The sequence below is a fragment of the Rhizobacter sp. Root404 genome (assembly GCF_001425865.1).
Taxonomy (GTDB): Bacteria; Pseudomonadota; Gammaproteobacteria; order Burkholderiales; family Burkholderiaceae_C; genus LMDS01.
In genome coordinates, this window is sequence record NZ_LMDS01000004.1 from 1,623,200 (window position 1) to 1,643,696 (window position 20,497).

The window sequence follows — 20,497 nt, forward strand, 5'->3', positions numbered from 1 at the left end:
TCAGCGCACGAACTGGTCGACATAGGACGCGCCGAGGCCGACCGCCTCGTAGTGCGCGCGGCACATCTCGAGCTTGGTGAACACGTCCTCGTAGCCGGTCTGTTGGCCGTATTCGTCGAGGTAGATCATTGCGCCGGAGATGTTGAAGAAGGTGATCATCTCGGCACAGTCGGCCGGCACCTCGAGCGTGTGGGTCTCGCCCGGCGGCTCGTAGACGAAGTCGCCCTCGTTCGCGACCCAGTCGTGCTCGCGGTAGAACCAGCGGCCCTTGATCACGTAGCCGACCACCAGCATCGGGTGTCGGTGGCGCGACAGCACACCCGAGCGCCGCACCCGCAGCAGGTTGCACCAGCCGCCCGAGACGGTGTTGAGCAGCAGCGGGCGGAACCAGACGTTGTCCGCCTGCGGCACCCAGACGCGCTCGTCGGCGGGGATGGCATTGGCGACGATCTCGGGCTGCAGGCCGAACGGTTGAACTGTCATCGCATCGCCTTCACGAAATCAGGTAGCCGCCGTCGACCGGCAGGATCACGCCGGTGACGAAGCGCGCGGCCTCGCTGGCGAGGAAGAACACCGGGTCGGCCACGTCCTCGGGCGTGCCCCAGCGCGCCAGCGGCGTGCGCGCGACGATCGGCCCGCTGCGCGCCGGGTCGGCCTGCAGCGCGGCCGTCAGCGGCGTGGCGATCCAGCCCGGCGCGACCGCGTTGACGCGGATGCCGTCAACCGCATACGCGATCGCCAGCGACTTCGTCAGCTGGCCGATGCCGCCCTTGCTGGCCGAGTACGCCGGCACCAGGCCGCCGCCGAAGAACGTGAGCATCGACGCGGTGTTGACGATGCAGCCGCGGGTCTGCGCGAGCAGCGTGCGCGCGGCGGCGCAGGTGCGCATGCTGCCGTTCAGGTTGATGTCGATCACCTCGGCGAACACGGCCGGGTCGTGCTCGGCGCCGCGGCGGATCACGCCGGCGCAGTTGACCAGCACGTCGAGCGCGTCCAGGCGCGCGAAGAAGGCCTCGACCGCGGCGGCGTCGCGCACGTCGAGCACTTCGAAGCTCAGCGCGCCATGGCCGCCGGCCGCGCTCGCGGCGACGGTCTCGGCGAGCGACGCGCCGGTGGCGATCACATGCGCGCCGGACGCGGCGAAGCGCGCGGCGATCGCGCGACCGATGCCGCTGCTGCCGCCGATGACGACGACGCGACGTGCGGGCTCGCTCATGCGGTCTCCTTTGCCATGAACGCCCGCACATCGGCGGGGCGGGGAATCGGCGCAACGGCGCCGAAACCGGTGGTGGTCAGCGCGGCGGCGGCGTTGGCGTACCGGACCGCGTCCAGCATCGCATCCCCGGCAGCGAGCCGCGCGAGCAGCGCGCCGGCGAAGCAGTCCCCCGCCCCCGTCGCATCGACTGCATCGACGACCCGACCGGGGACCGCGGTACGGTCCTGCGGCGTGCCGACGATCGCGCCGTCCTTGCCGAGCTTGAGCACGACCACCGGCGCGCCGGCGGCCAGGCACCAGTCCATGATCGCGTCGCGGCCGGTCAGGCCGGTGAACAGTTCGGCGTCCTCGAGGCTGGGCAGGAAGAGGTCGCAGTTCTCGACGGTCTCCTTGATGATGGCCCGGGCGCGCGCCAGCGGCCACAGCTTGAGCCGCAGGTTCGAGTCGTAGGCGACGCGCACGCCGCTCGCCCGGGCCAGCGCTATCGCCGCGAACACCGTGTCGCACGCGCCCGCGCTGATGGCCTGGCTGATGCCCGAGACATGCAGGAACTTGGCGCCGCGGATCAGCGCCTGCGGCAGGTCGTCCGGCGTCATGCGGCTGGCGGCGCTGCCGGCGCGCAGGTAACTGAACGCGTGGCCGCTCGCGCCGTGGGTCACGAAGTACACGCCGGTGGGCGCCTGCGGGTCGCGGATCACGGCCGAGGTGTCGACCTGTTCACCGTCCCACAACGCCATGATGCGGTCGCCGAAGTCGTCGGCGCCGAGCCTCGTCACGTAGGCGGTACGCGCACCCTGGCGCGCCGCCGCGATGATCGCATTCGAGGTGTCGCCGCCGAAGCCCTGCACAAACTCCGGCGCGTTCGGCCGGACCTGGTTGAACTCGATCATCGGCTCGCCGAGGGCTACGATTTCTGCATTCATCCGGGCAATCCTACGCGGTCGGGGGCGCGCGTCGAGGCAGGCGGCACCCGGCCGCGCCTTTGCCGCTCAACACACGCCGCAGAACGGCCAACCGAGCAGTTCGGCGGTGCGCCGCACCACCCACTCGGCTTCGGGCGCCTCGACCGTCGTCGGCGGCGCGAGCAAGCCGAGGTGCACCCGCTCCAGCACCTGGCCTTCGTCGACACCGTCGCGAAAGTGGATGGTGCTGCAGTGCTCGGTCAGCAGGTTCGCCATGTCCTCGCAGAACTCGTGGCGCGCGGCGATCGTCTCGCGCGGCGCGGTCAGCCGGCCGCGCGCATCGCTGTAGAGCGCGATGAACGAGTCGGGGACGAAGGTCTGGTTGTCGTCGTACACGGCGTCCTAGTCGAGCAGCGGGACCAGCCCGTCCTTGAGGCTGCCGCGCGCCTGCTCGTAGTCGGGCAGCACCGAGCGCACCACGTCCCAGAAGCGCGGGCTGTGGTCCATGTGGCGCAGGTGCGCGAGCTCGTGCGCGACGACGTAGTCGATGCTCGGCAGCGCAAAGTGGATCAGCCGCCAGTTGAGGCGGATCGAGCCGTCGGCGCTCGCACTGCCCCAGCGCGTCTGCGCCGACGACAGGCTCAGGCGCGTCACGCGCACGCGCAGCTGCGGCGCGAAGTGCGCGATGCGTTCCTCGAACACGCGCCGCGCCTGGCGCTGCAGCCAGCTCTGCACCGTGTCGCGGATCTGTTCCGGCGCGGCGGTGTGCGGCAGGCCGACGTGCAACGTCAGCCGCGGCACGCCGGGCAAGGCTTGCGCATCGGTGTTGAGCACCGCGCCGGTGGCGCGCGGATCGAGCACGACGATCACGGTCTCGCCGAGGAACGGCAGCGACGTGCCGTCGCGCCAGTCGACCTTGGCCGACTGCAGGCGTTGGGCGCGTTCCTGCTGTTCCTGCAGCTTCTTCAGGATCCAGCGCGACTTCTCCTGCAGCGCCGTTTCGATGTCGTGGAGCCCGACCCATCTCGGCGCACTGACGCTCAGGCCTTCGATGCCGACGATGAAGCCGATGCTGCGTCGCCGTGCGCGCTTGAGTGCATAGGCGACGACGTGATCGTTCAGGCGGATCTCGCGATCGGCCTGCGGGTGACGGAAGACGGCGGGAGCAAGCACGCTGGAGAGGGAGGCAGGTGATGGAGTCGGAGCGGTACGGAAGGTCGGTGCCGCGGCTTCGACGATCGGCGGCGCCGCGTCAGCGTGATGCACCGGCGCCGGTGCCGCCGGCGGCACCTCGTCGAACAGCGCGAGCTGTCGCGGGGTGTCGAGGGCGGCGCGGCGGGGTTGCATCGGCCTCAGCGTCGGGGGGCGGGCGCCTCGACCGGCGGCTGGCCGACGTAGGCCTCGGGGTCGAGCCGCCGCATCTCGGTCTCGATCCAGGCCTCGACCTCGCGCATCAGCTCGTCGGGCTCGCGCCCGGTCGAGGCGATCGGCGGGCCGACCGACACGTCGATCACGCCGGGCCGCAGCACGAAGCTCTTGCGCGGCCAGCAGCGCGCCGAAGTCACGGCCACCGGCAGCACCGGCCGTTCGGTCTGGATCGCCAGGCGCGTGCCGCCGGACTTGTAGGTGCCCTTGGCGCCGCGCGCCGCGCGCGTGCCTTCCGGGAACATGATGACCCAGTGGCCCTTGGCCATGAACTTGCGCCCTTGCGCGGCGACCAGGTTCCAGGCCTCGGCGCGCTTGCTGCGGTCGATGTGGATCATGTCCATGCGTGCCATCGCCCAGCCGAAGAACGGGATGTAGAGCAGCTCGCGCTTGAACACGTAGCACAGCGGGTGCGGCATCAGGCCGGGGAACGCGAAGGTCTCCCAGGTCGACTGGTGCTTGGGCAGCATCACGACCGGCGTGTCGGGCAGGTGGTCGAAGCCGTGCAGCCGCGCATGCACGCCGCAGATGACCTTGGCGCCCCAGATCGCGGTGCGCAGCCAGCCCACGCACATCCAGTAGACGACGTTGCCCTTTGCGAAGATCGAGACCACCAGCACCGCGAGCGCCCAGGGGACCACCGTCACGGCCATGAAGAGCACGAACAGCGCCGAGCGCAGGGCGTTCAGGGCGTGGCGCATCAGTCGAGCCTCCCGAAGCCGGAGTCGGACTCGCCGGTGGCCACGCGACTCTTGCGCTCCTGGCGGATCAGGTGCTCGGCGAAGGCCGCCAGGTCGGCGTGCACGCGCGTGCCGGGCACGTGCGCGCACAGTGCTTCGATGGCCCCGTCGCCGAGTCGGCCGCCCTTGCCGGTGCGCACGAAATGCGGTTGACAGCCGACGGCCGCGCCGGCCTGCAGGTCGCGCAGCGAATCGCCGACGACGGGCACGTCGCGCAGCGGCACGCCGAAGCGCTCGCCGATCTGTTCGAACAGCCCCGGCAGCGGTTTGCGGCAGCTGCAGCCGTCCTCGGGTGTGTGCGGGCAGAAGAACACCGCGTCGATGCGGCCGCCCTGCTTCGCGAGCAACTGGTTCATCTTGACGTGCATCGCGTTGAGGGTGGCCATGTCGAAGGTGCCGCGGCCGAGGCCGGACTGGTTGGTTGCGACGACGGTGTGCCAGCCCGCCTGGTTGAGCCGCGCGATCGCCTCGAGCGCGCCCGGGATCGGCACCCACTCGTCCGGCGTCTTGACGAAATCGTCGCGGTCCTCGTTGATCGTGCCGTCGCGGTCGAGGATGATCAGCTTCATCGGGGTCATGGGAGGGCCATCAGGTCGCCAGCTTCGACAGATCGGCGACGCGGTTCATCGCGGCGTGCAAGGTGGCCAGCAGGCCGAGCCGGTTGGCGCGCAGCGCGGCATCGTCGGCGTTGACCATCACGCCGTCGAAGAACGCGTCGACGGGCGTCCGCAGCGCCGCCAGCGCCTGCAGCGAGGCGGCGTAGTCGCCGCGCTCGAAGGCCGCGTCGGCCCGCGGCGTCGCGAGCGCGAGTGCATCGTTCAACGCGGCCTCGGCCGGCTCGTGCAGCAGCGCCGCGTCGACCCGCGCGGCCACCGTGCCATCCACCTTCTTCAGGATGTTGCCGACGCGCTTGTTGGCCGCCGCCAGCGAGGCCGCCTCGGGCAGCGCGGCGAAGGCGCGCACCGCCGCGAGCCGCGCCGAGACGTCGGCCAGCCGCGCCGGCCGCAGCGAGAGCACCGCGTCGACCTCCTGCGCGCTGTAGCCCTGCTCGCGCAGGCTGCCGGCCAGGCGGTCGTAGACGAAGTCGAGCAACTGGGCGGGGGCGGCCGCGTCGGTCAACAGCGGGCCCATCGCCCGCGCGGCGGTGGCGACGAGGTCGTCCAGGCGCAGCGGCAGGTCGCGCTCGACCAGCATGCGGATCACGCCGAGCGCGTGGCGGCGCAGCGCGAACGGGTCCTTGTCGCCGGTGGGCAGCTGGCCGATGCCGAACAGGCCGACCAGCGTCTCCAGCTTGTCGGCGAGCGCGACCGCGAGGCCCGCGTCGTTGCGCGGCAGCGCGTCGCCGGCGAAACGCGGGCGGTAGTGGTCCTCGATCGCGATCGCGACGGCCTCGGGCTCGCCGCCGTGGCGCGCGTAGTAGCCGCCCATCGTGCCCTGCAACTCGGGGAACTCGCCGACCATGTCGGTCACGAGGTCGGTCTTCGCGAGCAGCGCGGCGCGGTCGGCCAGTGCCGCCAGCTCGGCACCGCCGAGTTGCGCACCGATCGCCTTCGCGATCACGCGCACACGCTCGGTGCGCTCGCCCTGCGTGCCGAGCTTGCCGTGGTAGACCACCTTGCCCAGGCCGGCGACACGCGACTCGAGTGACTTCTTGCGGTCCTGGTCGAAGAAGAACTTCGCGTCGGCCAGGCGCGGGCGCACGACGCGCTCGTTGCCCTCGATCACGCGGCTCGGGTCGACCGGGCGGATGTTGCTGACGATCAGGAACTGGTTGGTGAGCTTGCCCGCCGCATCGAGCAGCGGGAAGTACTTCTGGTTCGCCTTCATCGTCAGGATCAGGCACTCCTGCGGCACGGCGAGGAACTCCTGTTCGAACTTGCACACCAGTACGTTCGGGCGCTCGACCAGCGCGGTGACTTCGTCGAGCAAGGCCGCGTCGTCGATCGGTGTCAGGCCCTGCCGCGCGGCGGCGGCCTGCAGCTGGCGCGCGATCTCGGCGCGGCGCGCATCGAAGCTCGCGATCACGGCGCCCTGCTCCGCCAGCGGCGCGGCGTAGCGATCGGCATCGCGCAGTTCGATCGGGTCGGTCGTCGCCTCGAAGCGGTGGCCGTGCGTGGCGCGCCCGGCCGTCAGGCCAAGCGCCGTGACCGGCACGACGGTGTCGCCATGCAGCGCGACCAGCCCGTGCGCCGGGCGCACGAAGTTCACGCTGGTCCAGCCGTCGGCCAATTGGTACTGCATGACCTTCGGGATCGGCAGCTTCGCCAGCGCCTCGTCGAGTGCCTTCTGTAGGCCCTCAATCAGCGTGGCGCCGGTGACCATGCTGTCGAGAAACAGCGCCTCCGCCTTGCCGTCCATCTGGCGCTTCAGCGTCGCCACGGCCGACGCGTCGGCGCCGACGCTCGCAAGCTTCTTCAGCAGCGCCGGCGTGGCCTCGCCGGCCGCGGTCAGGCCGACGCTGACCGGCATCAGCTTTTGCGACACCGCCTTGTCGGCGGCCTGCGGGGCGACCGCCGTCACATGCGCCGCAAGACGCCGCGGCGACGCGAACGGCGTGACGACCGACGCGTCGGTGGCCAGGCCCTGCGCCTTCAGCCCGGCGGCCAGCAGGCGGGCGAACTCGTCACCCAGTTTCTTCAACGCCTTCGGCGGCAGTTCCTCGACGAACAGTTCGACCAGCAGATTCTTCGGGATCATGCTCATGCCGCCTTCTTCGCCATCAGCGCGGCGACTTCATCGCCCCACGCCTGGGGCGCCATCGGGAAGCCGAGCCGCGCGCGGCTCTCGAGATAGCTCTGCGCAACCGCGCGCGCCAGGTTGCGGATGCGGCCGATGTAGGCGGCCCGCTCGGTCACGCTGATCGCGCCGCGCGCATCGAGCAGGTTGAAGCTGTGGCCGGCCTTGAGCAGTTGCTCGTAGGCCGGCAGCGCGAGTTGCTGCGCCATCAGGTGCTTCGACTGTCTCTCGTGCGCGCCGAAGGCGGTCAGCAGGAACTCGACATCGCTGTGCTCGAAGTTGTAGGTGCTCTGCTCGACCTCGTTCTGCTTGTAGACGTCGCCGTAGCTGAGGCCATCGGTCCACGTCAGGTTGTAGACGTTGTCGACGCCCTGCAGGTACATCGCGAGCCGCTCCAGGCCATAGGTGATCTCGCCGGTGATCGGCTTGCAATCGAGGCCGCCGACCTGCTGGAAATAGGTGAACTGCGTCACCTCCATGCCGTTCAGCCAGACCTCCCAGCCCAGCCCCCAGGCGCCGAGCGTCGGGTTCTCCCAGTCGTCCTCGACGAAGCGCACGTCGTTCGCCTTCAGGTCGAAGCCGAGCGCTTCGAGCGAGCCGAGGTAGAGCTCGAGGATGTTGGCCGGCGCGGGTTTCAGCACGACCTGGTACTGGTAGTAGTGCTGCAGCCGGTTCGGGTTCTCGCCGTAGCGGCCGTCTTTGGGCCGGCGGCTGGGCTGCACGTAGGCGGCCTTCCACGGCTCGGGGCCGATCGCGCGCAGGAAGGTCGCGGTGTGGCTGGTGCCGGCCCCCACTTCCATGTCGTACGGCTGCAGCAGCGCGCAGCCTTGCGATGCCCAGTAGTCCTGCAACTTGAGAATGATCTGCTGGAAGGTGAGCATCGGCCGTGGCTGTGGGGGTGGTCTGCGTAAACCCTTGATTCTAGAGGGCGGGTGCGCTGCTAGCCTCGCGGGCACCGACCTCCTCGCGCCCACGCATGACGACCCAGCAACTGATCCTGAGCCTCGTGCTCGCGACGATGGTGTTCTCGGTCGCGCTCGAACTGAAGGTCGCCGACTTCACCCGCGTCGCGCAGACGCCGCGCGCCGTCGTCTGCGGACTGATCCCGCAGTTCGTGCTGCTGCCGGTCGGCACCTGGCTGGCGACGCTGCTGCTCGACCTGCCGCCGAACGTCGAGGCCGCGATGATCCTGGTCGCCGCCTGCCCCGGCGGCTCGCTGTCGAACGTGATCACGCATTTCGGGCGCGGCAACACGGCGCTGTCGGTCAGCATCTCGGCGGTCGCGGCACTGATGGCGCTGTTCCTGACGCCGTTCAACTTCACCTGGATGATGGCGACCAATCCGGCCACTGCCGGCTGGATGCGCGAGCTGTCGATCGACCCGTCCGACATCTGGTGGAGCCTGCTGGCGCTGCTGGCGTTGCCGATGGCGCTCGGGCTGACGCTGGGCCACCGCTGGCCGGCGCTGACCGAGAAGATCCGCAAGCCGCTCGGCACCTTCAGCCTGGTCGCGCTGCTGCTGTTCATCGCCGCGGGCCTGTTCAGCCAGCGCGCGCTCCTGACCGTGAACATCCTGCCGCAGCTGCTGATCGTCGTGCTGCACAACGCCGCCGGGCTGCTGATGGGCTGGTTGTGCGCGCTCGCGTTCCGCGTGGCCGAGCGCGACCGCCGCGCGATCATGATCGAGGGCGGGATGCAGAACTCGGGCCTCGCGCTCGGCATCATCGCGGTGCAGTTCAATGCCGATCTCGGCATGGTGATCATCGCCAGCCTGTGGGGCATCTGGCACATCGTGTCCGGCCTCGCGCTCGGCGTTCTCTGGAGGAGCAAGGATGCTCGACTGGCTCATTGAAGGCGGCACGGTCGTCGACGGCAGCGGCGGCCTGCCGTTCACCGCGGACGTGGGGGTGAAGGACGGCGTGATCGTCGAGGTCGGGAAGATCACCGCCGCGGCCCGCGAGCGCATCGACGCGGCCGGCGCGTGGGTCACACCCGGCTTCGTCGACATCCACACCCACTACGACGGCCAGGCCACCTGGGACGAGACCTTCTCGCCCAGCATCCACCACGGCGTGACGACGGTCGTGATGGGCAACTGCGGCGTCGGCTTCGCGCCGGTGGTCAAGGGCCGCGAAGGCGAGCTGATCAAGCTGATGGAAGGCGTCGAGGACATCCCCGGCGCCGCGCTCGCCGAAGGCATCCGCTGGAACTGGGAGAGCTTCCCGCAGTTCATGGACGCGCTGGATGCAACACCGCACAGCCTCGACTTCCTGGTGCAGATCCCGCACGACCCGGTGCGCATGGCGGTGATGGGCGAACGCGCGTTCACGCAGCACGCGGCCGACGCGAACGACATCGCGGCAATGCGGGCGCTGGTGCGCGAAGCGCTGATGGCCGGCGCGGTCGGCTGGAGCACCGGGCGCAGCGACAACCACCGCACGTCGGAAGGCAAGGAGACGCCCGCCGCCGAGGCGACGGCCGCCGAGTTGTGCGGCATCGCGAGCGCGTTCGAAGGTCTCTCGCACGGCGTGATCCAGATGGTCAGCGACTTCGACGTGCTGAAAGGCCCGCAACGCTTGGACGCCGAGTTCGACCTCGTCGAGCAAATCGCCCGCGCCTCGGGCCGCCCGCTGTCGATGACCTGGCTGCAGCGCGACCCGGGCGGCGCGCAGTGGCAGGCGATCCGCGAGCGGGTCGACGCGGCGGTGGCGGGCGGGCTGCCGCTGTACCTGCAGACCGCCGCGCGCGGCATCGGCGTGATCAACGGGCTGGACGCGAGCTTCCATCCGTTCATGGGTTTCCCGTCGTTCAAGGAGATCGCCCACCTGCCGCTCGCCGAACGTGCCGCGGCGATGCGCGACCCGGCGCGCAAGGCGCGCGTGCTGGCCGAGAAGTCCGACGCGATGGCCGGCGACGGCACTGCGATCCCGCCGCTGGTCGACCTCCTGCTCGCCAACATCGAACTGGTCAGCGGCCGCATGTTCCCGCTGGACGCTGCGCCCAACTACGAGCCGACCGTGATGGACAGCTTCCTCGTCCGCGCGAAGCGGCGCGGCACGACCGCGCTCGAAGCGCTGTACGACCACCTGGCCGAAGGCGACGGCGGCAACCTCATCTACTTCCCGATCTTCAACTACAACGACGGCTCGCTGTCGACGGTGCGCAGCATGCTCGCGCACCCGCGCGCGCTCGCGGGGCTGAGCGACGCCGGCGCGCATGTCGGCACGATCTGCGACGCGAGCTTCACCACCTTCATGCTCAGCCACTGGGTGCGCGACCGCGCCGAGGTCCGCCTGCCGCTGCAGACGGCGGTCGAGATGCTGACGAGCCGCAATGCGCGCTACCTCGGTTTGAAGGACCGCGGCGAGATCGCGGTCGGCCGCCGCGCGGACCTGAACCTGATCGATCCGGAGCGCCTCGGCGTCGGCGCCGCGCAGCTGGTGCGCGACCTGCCCGCCGGCGGCAGGCGCTTCCTGCAGAAAGGCGTGGGCTACCTCGGCACCTGGGTCGCCGGCCAATTGGTCCAGCGCGACGGTGTCATCACTGCAGCGCGTCCCGGCCGCCTCGTGCGCGCCGGGCGCTGATCACGAGGATCAGGAAACCGAGCGCCCACAGCGGCCACAGGTCGACCCTGGCCGCCCACCACGCGAACGGCGTCAGGCCGGTGCGGCCTTCGACCTGTGCGTCGAGCACGCCTTGCGTGTAGCGCGGCAGCGCGGCGGTCACCCGGCCGGTGTGGTCGATCACGACCGTGGCGCCGGTGTTGGTGGCCCGCAGCATGGGGCGCTGGAATTCGAGCGCGCGCATTCGCGAGATCTGCAGGTGCTGGTCGATCGCGATCGTGTCGCCGAACCAGCCGATGTTGCTGATGTTCGCGAAGATCGTCGGCGCGTCCGCCTCCGCCGCGAAGCGCGCCGCCAGTTCCTCGCCGAACAGGTCCTCGTAGCAGATGTTCGCGCCGATGCGCTGGCCGCGGAACGCGAACGATGCGGCGCCGACCGGGCCGCGGTTGAAATCGCCGAGCGGGATGTTCATCAGCTCGGTGAACCAGCGGAAACCGAACGGGATGAACTCGCCGAACGGCACGAGGTGGTGCTTGTCGTAGCGGTAGTAGCCGTTCGGCAGGCTTGCGGTCGCGGCCGAGATGCCGGCCGCCGAGTTCGTGTAGCCGACGTCCTGATCGCCGAGTGGCAGCCCGAGCAGCACGGCCCGCGGCCCGCGCTGGAAGTGCTCGACGAGTGCGGCCCAGTACGCCGGGTCGAGCTGGCTCGGCAGCAGCGGGATCACCGTCTCGGGCGCAACGACCAGCTCGCCGCGGGCGGCCAGCAGGTTCTTCAGCGTCCAGGCGAGCGCTTGCGGCATCGCGGTGGCGGCGAACTTTTCGTCCTGCGCGACGTTGCCCTGCAACAGCGTGACGCTCAACGTGCCCGCCGGCCGCGAGAAGCGGCCCGGGCCGAGCAGCGCACCCGCGCCGAGAACGAGCGCGAACGCGGCCAATGACGCCCCCCGCGCGCGCCAGCCGCTGCGCCAGCCGAGCGCCAGCCACGCCGCCAGCACCGCGCCGACGAACCCCATGCCGTACACGCCGATCCACGGTGCGAGCGCAGCGAGCGGCCCGTCGACGTGCGCGTAGCCGCTCGCGACCCAGGGAAAGCCGGTGAAGATCACGCCCCGCGCCAGTTCCGCCAGCAGCCAGCCGGCGCCGAAGAGCAGCGCGTCGCGCCACGCCACGCCGCTGCGCCAGCGCGCGAACGCCGCGAGTGCGGCCGCGAGATAGAGCGACAGGAACGCGCTCAACGCCGTGATTGCGACCACCGCCAGCCACGCGGGCAGGCCGCCATAGGTATGCAGGCTGATGAACAGCCACCACGTCCCCGCGCCCAGCCACACGGTGCCGAACACCAGGCCGATGCCGGCTGCGCGCCGGGTGCCGGCGGCCGACGCACGCCACGCCAGCGCCGCGACGATCGCGAGCTGCAGGGGCCACGCCGCCGTGTGGACGAAGGCCAGGCTGTGGAGCGCGCCGAGCAGCGCCGCGAGCAACAGGTCGACCGACGGCGCCAGGCGCGGCACCACCGCAGGCGCAGCCGACGTCGTCAAGCGCTGTCGGTCCCGGCGGCCGGCTCCGGCGCGCGCGTGACCTTGAACCAGCGGACCGCGCCTCCGCGCGTCAACATGACCGAGAACATCAGGTCACCGACGATCACCGCCTCGCCGCGCCGCGGCACGCGGCCCAGCTCGTGCGCGACCAGGCCGCCGATGCTGTCGAACTCGTCGGTGGGCAGCACGGTGCCGAAGGCCTCGTTGACCGCGACGATGTCGACATCGCCCGCGACGCGCTGACTGCCGTCGGCCAGCGTGTAGATGCCGGACTCGCCGTCCTTGTCGTCGAACTCGTCCTCGATCTCGCCGACGATCTCTTCCAGCACGTCCTCGATCGTGATCAGCCCGGCGGTGCTGCCGAACTCGTCGATCACGATCGCCAGGTGGTTGCGGTTGGAGCGGAAGTCGCGCAGCAGTTCGTTCAGGCCCTTCGATTCGGGCACGAACACCGCCGGGCGCAGCAGCGTGCGCAGGTTCAGGTCGGGCGAGCGCTGGAGCTTCAGCAGGTCCTTGGCCATCAGGATCCCGATCACGTTCTCGCGGCCGCCCTCGAACACCGGGAAACGCGAGTGACCGGTGTCGATCACCAGGTGCAACAGCTCGTCGTAGTCGGAGGCGATGTCGAGCTGGTCCATGCGGCCGGCGGGCACCATCACGTCGCCGGCCGTCATGTCGGCCATGCGGATCACGCCTTCCAGCATCATCCGGGACTCCGGCGCGATCAGCGACTTGCTCTCCGCGTCGGCCAGCGACTCGATCAGCTGGTCACGCGATTCGGGGCCCGGCGCGATCAGTTCGATCAGCTTCTGAAACAGCGTGCGCCGCGCCGCCGGAGGCGCGGCGTTGACGTCGCCCCACCGAGAAGAGCGACCTGGATGCGGTTCGGACATCGCGCGGGGAGCGGAGAGTGGTGACCGGACAAGCTTAACCCAAGCCCGTGCGCGACCCCGCGCACGACGCGGTGCCCGCCGCAATGCCATGATTGCCGCCTCGCCGCGCCGGCTGCCTTGAACGGGCGCCCGCGGCCCCCACATTCCCAGATCGCCCCCATTCCAGCAAGGCAACCTTCATGGCACTCATCCCCGCGACCATCCTCACCGGCTTCCTCGGCTCGGGCAAGACCACCCTGCTCAAGCGCGTGCTCACCGAGGCCCATGGCCAGAAGATCGCCGTGATCGAGAACGAATTCGGCGACGAGAACATCGACAACGAGATCCTCGTGCAGGACAGCAAGGAGCAGATCATCCAGCTGAACAACGGCTGCGTCTGCTGTTCGATCCGCGAGGACCTGCGCACGACGCTGAGCGACCTGGCCGAGAAGAAGCGCAAGGGCGAGCTCGATTTCGACCGCGTCGTCATCGAGACCACCGGCCTGGCCGACCCCGGCCCGGTCGCGCAGACCTTCTTCATGGACGACGAGATCGCCGAGAGCTACCTGCTCGACTCGATCCTGACGCTGGTCGACGCCAAGCACGGCGACCAGCAGCTCGACGACCGTCAGGAGGCGCGCCGCCAGGTCGGATTCGCGGACCAGATCTTCATCAGCAAGACCGACCTCGTCGATGGCGCCACCGTCGACGCGCTGATCCACCGCATCAAGCACATGAACCCGCGGGCGCCGCAGACCAAGGTCAATTTCGGCGAAGTGCCGCTGGCCGACGTGTTCGACCTGCGCGGCTTCAACCTGAATGCCAAGCTGGACATCGACCCGGAATTCCTGAACGCCGACCCGCACGCCGGCCACGATCATGACCACGATCACCACGACCACGAGCACGGCGAGCACTGCGACCACCCGCACCACCACGTGCACGACGACGACGTGAAGTCGTTCGTCTTCAAGTCCGACAAGGCCTTCAACCCGGCCAAGCTGGAGGACTTCCTCGGCGCGATCGTCCAGGTCTACGGCCCGAAAATGCTGCGCTACAAGGGCGTGCTGTTCATGAAGGGCAGCGACCGCAAGGTGATCTTCCAGGGCGTGCACCAGCTGATGGGCAGCGACCTGGGTCCCAAGTGGGCGCCGGGCGAGAAGAAGACCAGCAAGATGGTGTTCATCGGGCTGGACCTGCCGAAGGACATCTTCCTGCAGGGCCTCGAAGGCTGCCTCGTCTGACGCGTGAATTCTGGCCGCTTGCGCCGGTGCAACGTGGCTACAATCCGCGGCGGCCGAAGACCCACCCCTGAGCACAGGGTATAACCGCCGACGCGAGGAGAACGCTTTGAGCAAGACACCGGCCCCGAAAGCGCCCACGAAGAAGACCGCCGCTGCGAAGGCCGCTCCCGCCGTGTCTGCGAAGTCCGCGAAAACCGCCGCCAAGCCGGTGACCGCGGCGAAGAAGCCGGTCGCGCCGGCCCCCGCGCCCAAGAAGCCGGCGGCCAAGGCGGCCGCCGCTCCCACCGTCGCGGCCAAGCCGGCCGCAACCGCCAAAGTGCCCGCACCTGTGATCAAACCCGCTCCTGCTCCTGTCGCCGTACCGGCCACCGCCGCGCCCGTTCCTGCCGGCGTGGTGCCGACGAAGAAGTCCGGACGGAACGCTTCCAAGTACCCCGCGCCGCAGGTCCAGGCCCCGTTGCCGCCGCCGACCTCGCGCTTCGCCGACCGGTTCGCCCCGCCTCGGCCCCCGACCCGACAGATGAACAACCTCGAACTCGATACCCCGCGCGAAAAGCACAAGTCCGACCCGAAACTGGCCAATGCCTGGAAGTCCAAGGCCGGTCGCGACCTGACCGAACCCGAAATCCTGGCGATGCCGGATTCGGAATACATGAACGACAAGCAGCTCGAGTTCTTCCGCGTCAAGCTCCAGACGCTGAAGGACGACCTGCTGAGCAACGCCGGCGAGACCACCGAGCACCTGCGCGAAGACACGTCGATCGTCCCCGACCCGGCCGACCGCGCCACGATCGAGGAAGAGCACGCCCTGGAACTGCGCACCCGCGACCGGGAACGCAAGTTGCTCAAGAAGATCTCGCAATCGCTGCAGCGCATCGATGCGGGCGACTACGGCTTCTGCGACGAAACCGGCGAGCCGATCGGTCTGGGTCGCCTGATCGCACGCCCGACCGCTACACTGTCCCTCGAAGCGCAGCAGCGGCGCGAGTTGAAGCAGAAGATGTTCGGGGATTGACCGGCCCGTCGCCGGTCGAACTGCCCGCTGATCGCCGTCACCCAACCAAGGAGCCTGCGAGCCCCTCGCCATGTCGGATCCGAAAGACACGACCAGCTTCTTCCGCAAGGTCGTCAAGTTCGTCGCCAACCCGACCACCGAATGGGCCGAGCTCGGCACCCCGGCCGAAGAGACGCGCGAGACGGAATACGCCAAGGGCGAGTTGAAGGCGATGATCGAGCGCAAGCGGCGCAACGATTTCGTCCGCAAGCGCGAGTTCGACATGCTGCGCAAGGTGCGCCGCGAGGGCCTGACCAGCGAACAGCTGGCCGCGCTCGGCGGCTCCTCGCGCATCGACGATTCCGAAGGCAAGATCATCGACAGCGGCGCCAAGGCCGAGATCGGCGTGAAGGCCAAGATCGACGAGATCGAGCAGCAGATGGTCGGTGACGCGCCCTACGTCAACACCGCCAACCGCCGCACGCCCGAGTTCTACAACGCCCCGACCGTCCCGGCCGCCATGGACACGCGGGCCGCGCGCACCTCGTCGCGCAGCCATTTCGACGCGGCACCCGTCGACGACCTGATGGCCGACCGCGCGCCACCACTCGGCACGTCGCCGGTCGTGATGGGTGGCGGCGTCTCGCCGCTGTCGCCGGTCAAGACCAAGGCGCCGGCCGCGCCGGAGCCCGCGAGCCCGTTCACGCAAGAGCTGACCGAGATCGCCCACGACCCGGAGCTCGACGAGGCCGTGATCGCGTTCGCGAACGCCGATTTCGACCAGTGCGAGCAGGCGCTCGCGGCGCTGACCGGCCCCGGTGGCCCGCGCGCGCAGCACGCCGAAACCTGGCTGGTGCTGTTCGATCTGTACCGTGCGATCGGCCAGCAGCACAAGTTCGAGAGCCTGGCGCTCGACTACGCGCAGCAGTTCGGCTGGTCCGCGCCGCAATGGTTCTCGCTGCCCAAGCTGGTGGCCGAGGCCGCGGGCGAGGACCGGCCGAAGCGCGCGCGCATCGACGGCCAGGTGGGCTGGGTCTGCCCGGACCACGTCGACGCCGAAGCCGTGTCGAAGCTGGCTTCGCTGGCGCTGCAGATGCCGCTGCCGTGGGTATTCGACTGGAGCGCGCTGCGCAGCATCGATGCCGAAGCCTGCGCACGGCTGTCCGAACTGTTCCGCAACTGGAGTGACCAGGACCTGGACATGCGCTGGCTCGGCGGCGAACGCCTGTTCACGGTGCTGGCCGAGTCCGCGCCCACCGGCGTGCGCGATGCCGACCCCGCTTACTGGCAGGTGCGGCTCGACGCGCTGCGGCTGGCGAACCGGCCGGACCAATTCGACGAGGCGGCCATCGACTATTGCGTGACCTACGAAGTCTCGCCGCCCTCGTGGGAACCGGCGCGCTGCGAGGTGCGGGTCAGCGGCACCGGCTCCACCACCTCCTCGCCGCCGCTGTCGATCGTCAGCGACGTGTCGACGAGCTTCCTCGAATCGCGCCTGACCGAGGACACCGGATTGGTGCAGGTCGGTACGGTCGAGCTGTCCGGGCAACTGGTCGGCGACATCGGCAAGACGCTCAAGAAGATGGACACCGAGCTCGGCACCGCCAGCATCGTCAACGTCTCGTGCGCGCGCCTGATCCGGGTCGATTTCATCGCCGCCGGGGACCTGCTGAACTGGGTGCTCGCCCGCCGCAGCGAGAACCGCGCGGTGCGCTTCGTCGAGGCGCACCGGATGGTCGCGCTGTTCTTCGGCGCGATGGGCATCAACGAGCATGCCAAGGTCAAGGTGCGCACGGTCTAGATGGAGCCCCCGGCTGCGGGTACGCAGCCACCCCCGAGGGGCCGCGCCAATATGCCGTGTGCCGGCTCTTGAGCTCGCCGCAATCAACCCTACCTTGATCAGATGGAAAACTATCACGGCACGACCATCCTGAGCGTGCGTCGCGGCAATGTGGTCGCGCTCGGGGGCGACGGGCAGGTCACGCTCGGCACCATCGTCGTCAAGTCGTCGGCCCGCAAGGTGCGCAAGCTGTACCGCGACCAGGTGCTGGCGGGCTTTGCCGGCGCCACCGCCGATGCGTTCACGCTGTTCGAGCGCTTCGAGGCCAAGCTCGAGAAGCATCAGGGTCACCTCGTGCGCGCGGCCATCGAGTTGACGAAGGACTGGCGCACCGACCGCGTGTTGCGCCGCCTCGAGGCGATGCTCGCCGTCGCCGACCGCGAGGCCTCGCTGATCATCACCGGCAACGGCGACGTGCTCGAGCCCGAGCACGGCATCGTCTCGATCGGCTCCGGTGGCGCGTATGCGCACGCGAGCGCGCGGGCGCTGCTGTCCAACACCGAACTCGCGCCGCACGAGGTGGTGAAGAAGTCGCTCGAGATCGCGGGCGAACTCTGCATCTACACCAACCAGAACCACATCATCGAGACGCTCGAATGAAGAGCAGCATGACGCCCCAGGAGATCGTCTCCGAACTCGACCGCCACATCGTGGGCCAGGGCGGTGCCAAGCGCGCGGTCGCGATCGCGCTGCGCAACCGCTGGCGGCGCCAGCAGGTGGCCGAGCCGATGCGTGCCGAGATCACGCCGAAGAACATCCTGATGATCGGGCCGACCGGCGTCGGCAAGACCGAGATCGCGCGGCGCCTGGCCAAGCTGGCCGATGCGCCGTTCATCAAGGTCGAGGCGACCAAGTTCACCGAGGTCGGCTACGTCGGCAAGGACGTCGACTCGATCATCCGCGACCTGGTCGACATGAGCGTGAAGCAGGAGCGCGAGAACGCGATGCGGCGCCAGCGCAGCCGCGCCGAGGATGCGGCGGAGGACCGCGTGCTCGACATCCTGGTGCCGCCGGCGCGCAGCAGCAGCAACGAGTTCGGCCTGACCGCATCGGTGCCGAAGATCGAACCGGACAACACCGCCCGCCAGGTCATGCGCAAGCGCCTGCGCGAGGGCGCGCTGGCCGACAAGGAGATCGAGATCGAGGTCGCCGACCCGAAGGCGTCGCTCGAGATCATGGGCCCGCCGGGCATGGAGGAGATGACCGAGCAGCTCAAGGGGCTGTTTGCGAACGCCGGCGGCGGCAAGAAGAAGGTCCGCAAGCTGCGCATCGCCGAGGCGCACAAGCTGCTGATCGACGAAGAGGCCGCGAAGCTCGTCAACGACGACGAGGTCAAGGCCGCGGCGCTCGCCAACGCCGAGCAGAACGGCATCGTTTTCATCGACGAGATCGACAAGGTCACCTCGCGGGCAGACTCCGGCAGCGCCGAGGTCTCGCGCCAGGGCGTGCAGCGCGACCTGCTGCCGCTGGTCGAAGGCACGACGGTGAACACCAAGTACGGCATCGTCAAGACCGACCACATGCTGTTCATCGCGTCGGGCGCGTTCCACCTGAGCAAGCCGAGCGACCTGATCCCGGAGCTGCAGGGGCGCTTTCCGATCCGCGTCGAGCTGGGCTCGCTGAGCGTCGACGATTTCGAGGCGATCCTGACGCAGACCCATGCCAGCCTGGTCAAGCAGTACACGCTGCTGCTCGCGACCGAAGGCGTCACGCTGGAGTTGCAGCCCGAGGCGATCCGCCGCATCGCGCAGATCGCGTTCGACGTCAACGAGCGCACCGAGAACATCGGCGCGCGGCGCCTGTCCACGGTGATGGAGCGCTTGCTCGACGAGATCAGCTTCGACGCGCCGAACCGCGGCGGCCAGACCGTGCGGGTCGATGCCGCCGAGGTCAACGACAAGCTCGCCGAACTGGCGAAGAACGAAGACCTGTCGCGCTACATCCTCTGAGACGCCCGCGCCTCAGAGCGCGAGGCGGTGCGCCTGCATCTGCAGCAGCCCCTCGAAGATCAGCGTATCGACCGTCTCGAACGGCAGGTCGGTGATCGGCGCGAGCTTCACGGCCGCGCCGCCGGTCATCAGCAGCGCGGGCTTCTCGCCAGTCTTCGCGAGCAGCTTGCGGTACATGCGCTCGACCGCGCCGGCGATCGCGTCCGCGCCGCCGCTCATCAACGCGTCGCTGGTGTTGGTCGGGAAATCCACCGCCTCGCCGGTCGGCGCCTTCAAGCCGGCGGTGCCCATTTCGAGCGCGCGCAGCATCAGGCCGAAGCCGGGCAGGATCAGCCCGCCGAGGAAGCGGCCGCTCGCATCGAGCGCGTCGACGGTGACCGCCGTGCCGACCATCACCACCAGCGCCGGCCGCGCCGGCCCCTGCGCCAGCACGCGATGGCGCGCACCGATCAGCGCAACCCAGCGGTCGACGCCGAGCCGGCTCGGGTGGTCGTAGCTGTTGGTCACGCCGCAGGCCTGGGCGCCGGACACGACCCAGCGCGGCTCGATGTCCCAGAGCTCCAGTTGCTCCTCGACCCGGCGTTTGACGCCCTCGCCCGCCACCACGCAGCCCAGCATGCTGCCCGGCGCCGGCAGCGTGCGCCATTCGTTGTCGGCCAGGTCGTCGATCGTCTCGAGAAAGACCGCGCCGTGATGGAGCAGCGCGGCCCCCGGGTGAGGCGCGCTGTACTGCGCCCACTTGAGGCGCGTGTTGCCGATGTCGATCGCGAGAAAGGTCATGGGAAGGCCGCGCTCAGGCGGGCACGAGGGAGGAATCGACGCGGCTGGCCAGCAGCTGGCGGACGCGCTGCATCGTCTGGCTGGCCGCCAGCGAGCGATGCGGCTTGGTGATGCGGGCCTCGACCTCGTCGAGCAGCAGCGCAAGTTCGCCGCGGGTGCGCGCGCGGCGCAGCTTCAGCAGCGTCAGCGAGCCGGCCAGCGGCGCCTCCGCCCGCACGGCGCGCGCGAGGATCAGCCGAACCTCGGCGACGACCGGGTCGATGGCGCCCGGCTCGCTGCCCCCCGAGGGCAGCCACGACACCGGTCCGCGCGAGTCGCCGAGCGTCGAGTCGGTCGACAGCGAGGGATAGAGCGTGCGCGACGGCGGCAGCAGCGAGTCGGCGCCAGGCACTGCGCCGAGCGGCAAGTCCACGTGCAGCACGCTGGCCGGCCCGGACGCTCCGTCGCCCGACGGCACCACCACCTCGGGCAGCGTGATCAGCCCCATCGTCAGCAGTTCGTCGAAGCAGGTCTCGGGGACGCCGGCTTGCAGCGCCATGCGGCGCACATCGGCAGCGTGGCGGCGACCATCGACCAGGAACAACACCGTGCGGTGGCGTTGGCTGAGACGACGCTGGCGTGTGACCAGTTCGTCCTGCCCCGCCGCGGTCTTGATCGGAACCGTGCCTGCGACCACGCCCACCTCCTGATGCCGCGCCT

At 69.7% G+C, this 20,497-nt stretch carries 20 protein-coding genes; 7 read left to right on the forward strand and 13 right to left on the reverse strand.

From position 1 onward, the window contains the following. From ASC76_RS11815 to glyQ, 9 genes are all read right to left on the reverse strand, one after another. The gene (locus tag ASC76_RS11815; RefSeq protein ID WP_056465709.1) at positions 1-483 is read right to left on the reverse strand and encodes a 2,4'-dihydroxyacetophenone dioxygenase family protein; all 483 of its coding nucleotides are present in this window, start codon (positions 481-483) and stop codon (positions 1-3) included. 10 nt (positions 484-493) lie between these two features. Next, positions 494-1,216, reverse strand: a complete 723-nt coding sequence (locus ASC76_RS11820; RefSeq protein WP_056465711.1) for an SDR family NAD(P)-dependent oxidoreductase — start codon at positions 1,214-1,216, stop codon at positions 494-496. Further along, positions 1,213-2,139 carry a sugar kinase gene (locus tag ASC76_RS11825; RefSeq protein WP_056465713.1) on the reverse strand — a complete coding sequence of 309 codons (927 nt, stop codon included), beginning with the start codon at positions 2,137-2,139 and terminating at the stop codon, positions 1,213-1,215. The genes ASC76_RS11820 and ASC76_RS11825 overlap by 4 nt, the downstream gene beginning before the upstream one ends. 66 nt (positions 2,140-2,205) lie before the next feature. After that, the gene (locus tag ASC76_RS11830) at positions 2,206-2,514 is read right to left on the reverse strand and encodes a hypothetical protein (protein ID WP_056465715.1); all 309 of its coding nucleotides are present in this window, start codon (positions 2,512-2,514) and stop codon (positions 2,206-2,208) included. 6 nt (positions 2,515-2,520) lie between these two features. Further along, positions 2,521-3,465, reverse strand: coding sequence for a M48 family metallopeptidase (locus ASC76_RS11835; RefSeq protein ID WP_056465718.1), 945 nt, complete (start codon positions 3,463-3,465; stop codon positions 2,521-2,523). Positions 3,466-3,470: 5 nt separating this feature from the next. Further along, entirely contained in the window at positions 3,471-4,244 is a 774-nt protein-coding gene (locus ASC76_RS11840) for a 1-acyl-sn-glycerol-3-phosphate acyltransferase (RefSeq protein ID WP_056465719.1), read from the reverse strand. Then, positions 4,244-4,852, reverse strand: a complete 609-nt coding sequence (gene gmhB / locus ASC76_RS11845; RefSeq protein WP_056467325.1) for a D-glycero-beta-D-manno-heptose 1,7-bisphosphate 7-phosphatase — start codon at positions 4,850-4,852, stop codon at positions 4,244-4,246. Before gmhB ends, ASC76_RS11840 begins: the two co-directional genes overlap by 1 nt. Positions 4,853-4,871: 19 nt before the next feature. Further along, entirely contained in the window at positions 4,872-6,980 is a 2,109-nt protein-coding gene (glyS, locus tag ASC76_RS11850) for a glycine--tRNA ligase subunit beta (RefSeq protein ID WP_056467328.1), read from the reverse strand. A gap of 2 nt (positions 6,981-6,982) precedes the next feature. Further along, on the reverse strand, positions 6,983-7,900 hold the full coding sequence (gene glyQ / locus ASC76_RS11855) for a glycine--tRNA ligase subunit alpha (RefSeq protein WP_056465721.1): 918 nt from the start codon (positions 7,898-7,900) through the stop codon (positions 6,983-6,985). A gap of 95 nt (positions 7,901-7,995) precedes the next feature. Between glyQ and ASC76_RS11860 the strand changes: the two genes are divergently transcribed. Next, positions 7,996-8,871, forward strand: coding sequence for a bile acid:sodium symporter family protein (locus ASC76_RS11860; protein WP_056465723.1), 876 nt, complete (start codon positions 7,996-7,998; stop codon positions 8,869-8,871). After that, positions 8,852-10,603 (forward strand): amidohydrolase family protein, encoded by a 1,752-nt coding sequence (locus tag ASC76_RS11865; RefSeq protein WP_056465725.1) that lies wholly within the window; start codon positions 8,852-8,854, stop codon positions 10,601-10,603. The genes ASC76_RS11860 and ASC76_RS11865 overlap by 20 nt, the downstream gene beginning before the upstream one ends. Here the strand turns inward: ASC76_RS11865 and lnt are convergent. Together lnt and ASC76_RS11875 are read right to left on the reverse strand one after the other, a co-directional pair. After that, the gene (gene lnt / locus ASC76_RS11870) at positions 10,560-12,119 is read right to left on the reverse strand and encodes an apolipoprotein N-acyltransferase (RefSeq protein ID WP_056465727.1); all 1,560 of its coding nucleotides are present in this window, start codon (positions 12,117-12,119) and stop codon (positions 10,560-10,562) included. The genes ASC76_RS11865 and lnt overlap by 44 nt on opposite strands. After that, positions 12,116-13,012: an HlyC/CorC family transporter gene (locus tag ASC76_RS11875; protein ID WP_056465729.1), complete on the reverse strand. Its 897-nt coding sequence runs from the start codon at positions 13,010-13,012 to the stop codon at positions 12,116-12,118. Before ASC76_RS11875 ends, lnt begins: the two co-directional genes overlap by 4 nt. Positions 13,013-13,191: 179 nt before the next feature. On the opposite strand from ASC76_RS11875, the gene ASC76_RS11880 reads away from it, so the two are divergent. The 5 genes from ASC76_RS11880 to hslU all read left to right on the forward strand — a co-directional run bounded on the left by ASC76_RS11880 (position 13,192) and on the right by hslU (position 19,018). Next, positions 13,192-14,235, forward strand: a complete 1,044-nt coding sequence (locus ASC76_RS11880; RefSeq protein ID WP_056465730.1) for a GTP-binding protein — start codon at positions 13,192-13,194, stop codon at positions 14,233-14,235. Positions 14,236-14,407: 172 nt separating this feature from the next. After that, complete coding sequence (dksA, locus tag ASC76_RS11885; protein ID WP_235580420.1) at positions 14,408-15,250, forward strand: RNA polymerase-binding protein DksA; 843 nt, start codon at positions 14,408-14,410, stop codon at positions 15,248-15,250. Between the two features lie 70 nt (positions 15,251-15,320). Then, a complete protein-coding gene (locus ASC76_RS11890; RefSeq protein ID WP_056465733.1) occupies positions 15,321-17,030 on the forward strand; it encodes a hypothetical protein in 1,710 nt (569 codons plus the stop codon). A gap of 102 nt (positions 17,031-17,132) precedes the next feature. After that, positions 17,133-17,669, forward strand: a complete 537-nt coding sequence (gene hslV / locus ASC76_RS11895) for an ATP-dependent protease subunit HslV (protein ID WP_056465734.1) — start codon at positions 17,133-17,135, stop codon at positions 17,667-17,669. Next, positions 17,666-19,018: an ATP-dependent protease ATPase subunit HslU gene (gene hslU, locus ASC76_RS11900; protein ID WP_056465737.1), complete on the forward strand. Its 1,353-nt coding sequence runs from the start codon at positions 17,666-17,668 to the stop codon at positions 19,016-19,018. The genes hslV and hslU overlap by 4 nt, the downstream gene beginning before the upstream one ends. 12 nt (positions 19,019-19,030) lie before the next feature. On the opposite strand, the gene ASC76_RS11905 is transcribed toward hslU, so the two are convergent. Next, entirely contained in the window at positions 19,031-19,798 is a 768-nt protein-coding gene (locus ASC76_RS11905) for a type III pantothenate kinase (RefSeq protein ID WP_056465739.1), read from the reverse strand. A 13-nt stretch (positions 19,799-19,811) separates the two neighbouring features. Then, positions 19,812-20,474, reverse strand: coding sequence for a hypothetical protein (locus ASC76_RS11910; protein WP_157615574.1), 663 nt, complete (start codon positions 20,472-20,474; stop codon positions 19,812-19,814). Positions 20,475-20,497: the final 23 nt, after the last annotated feature.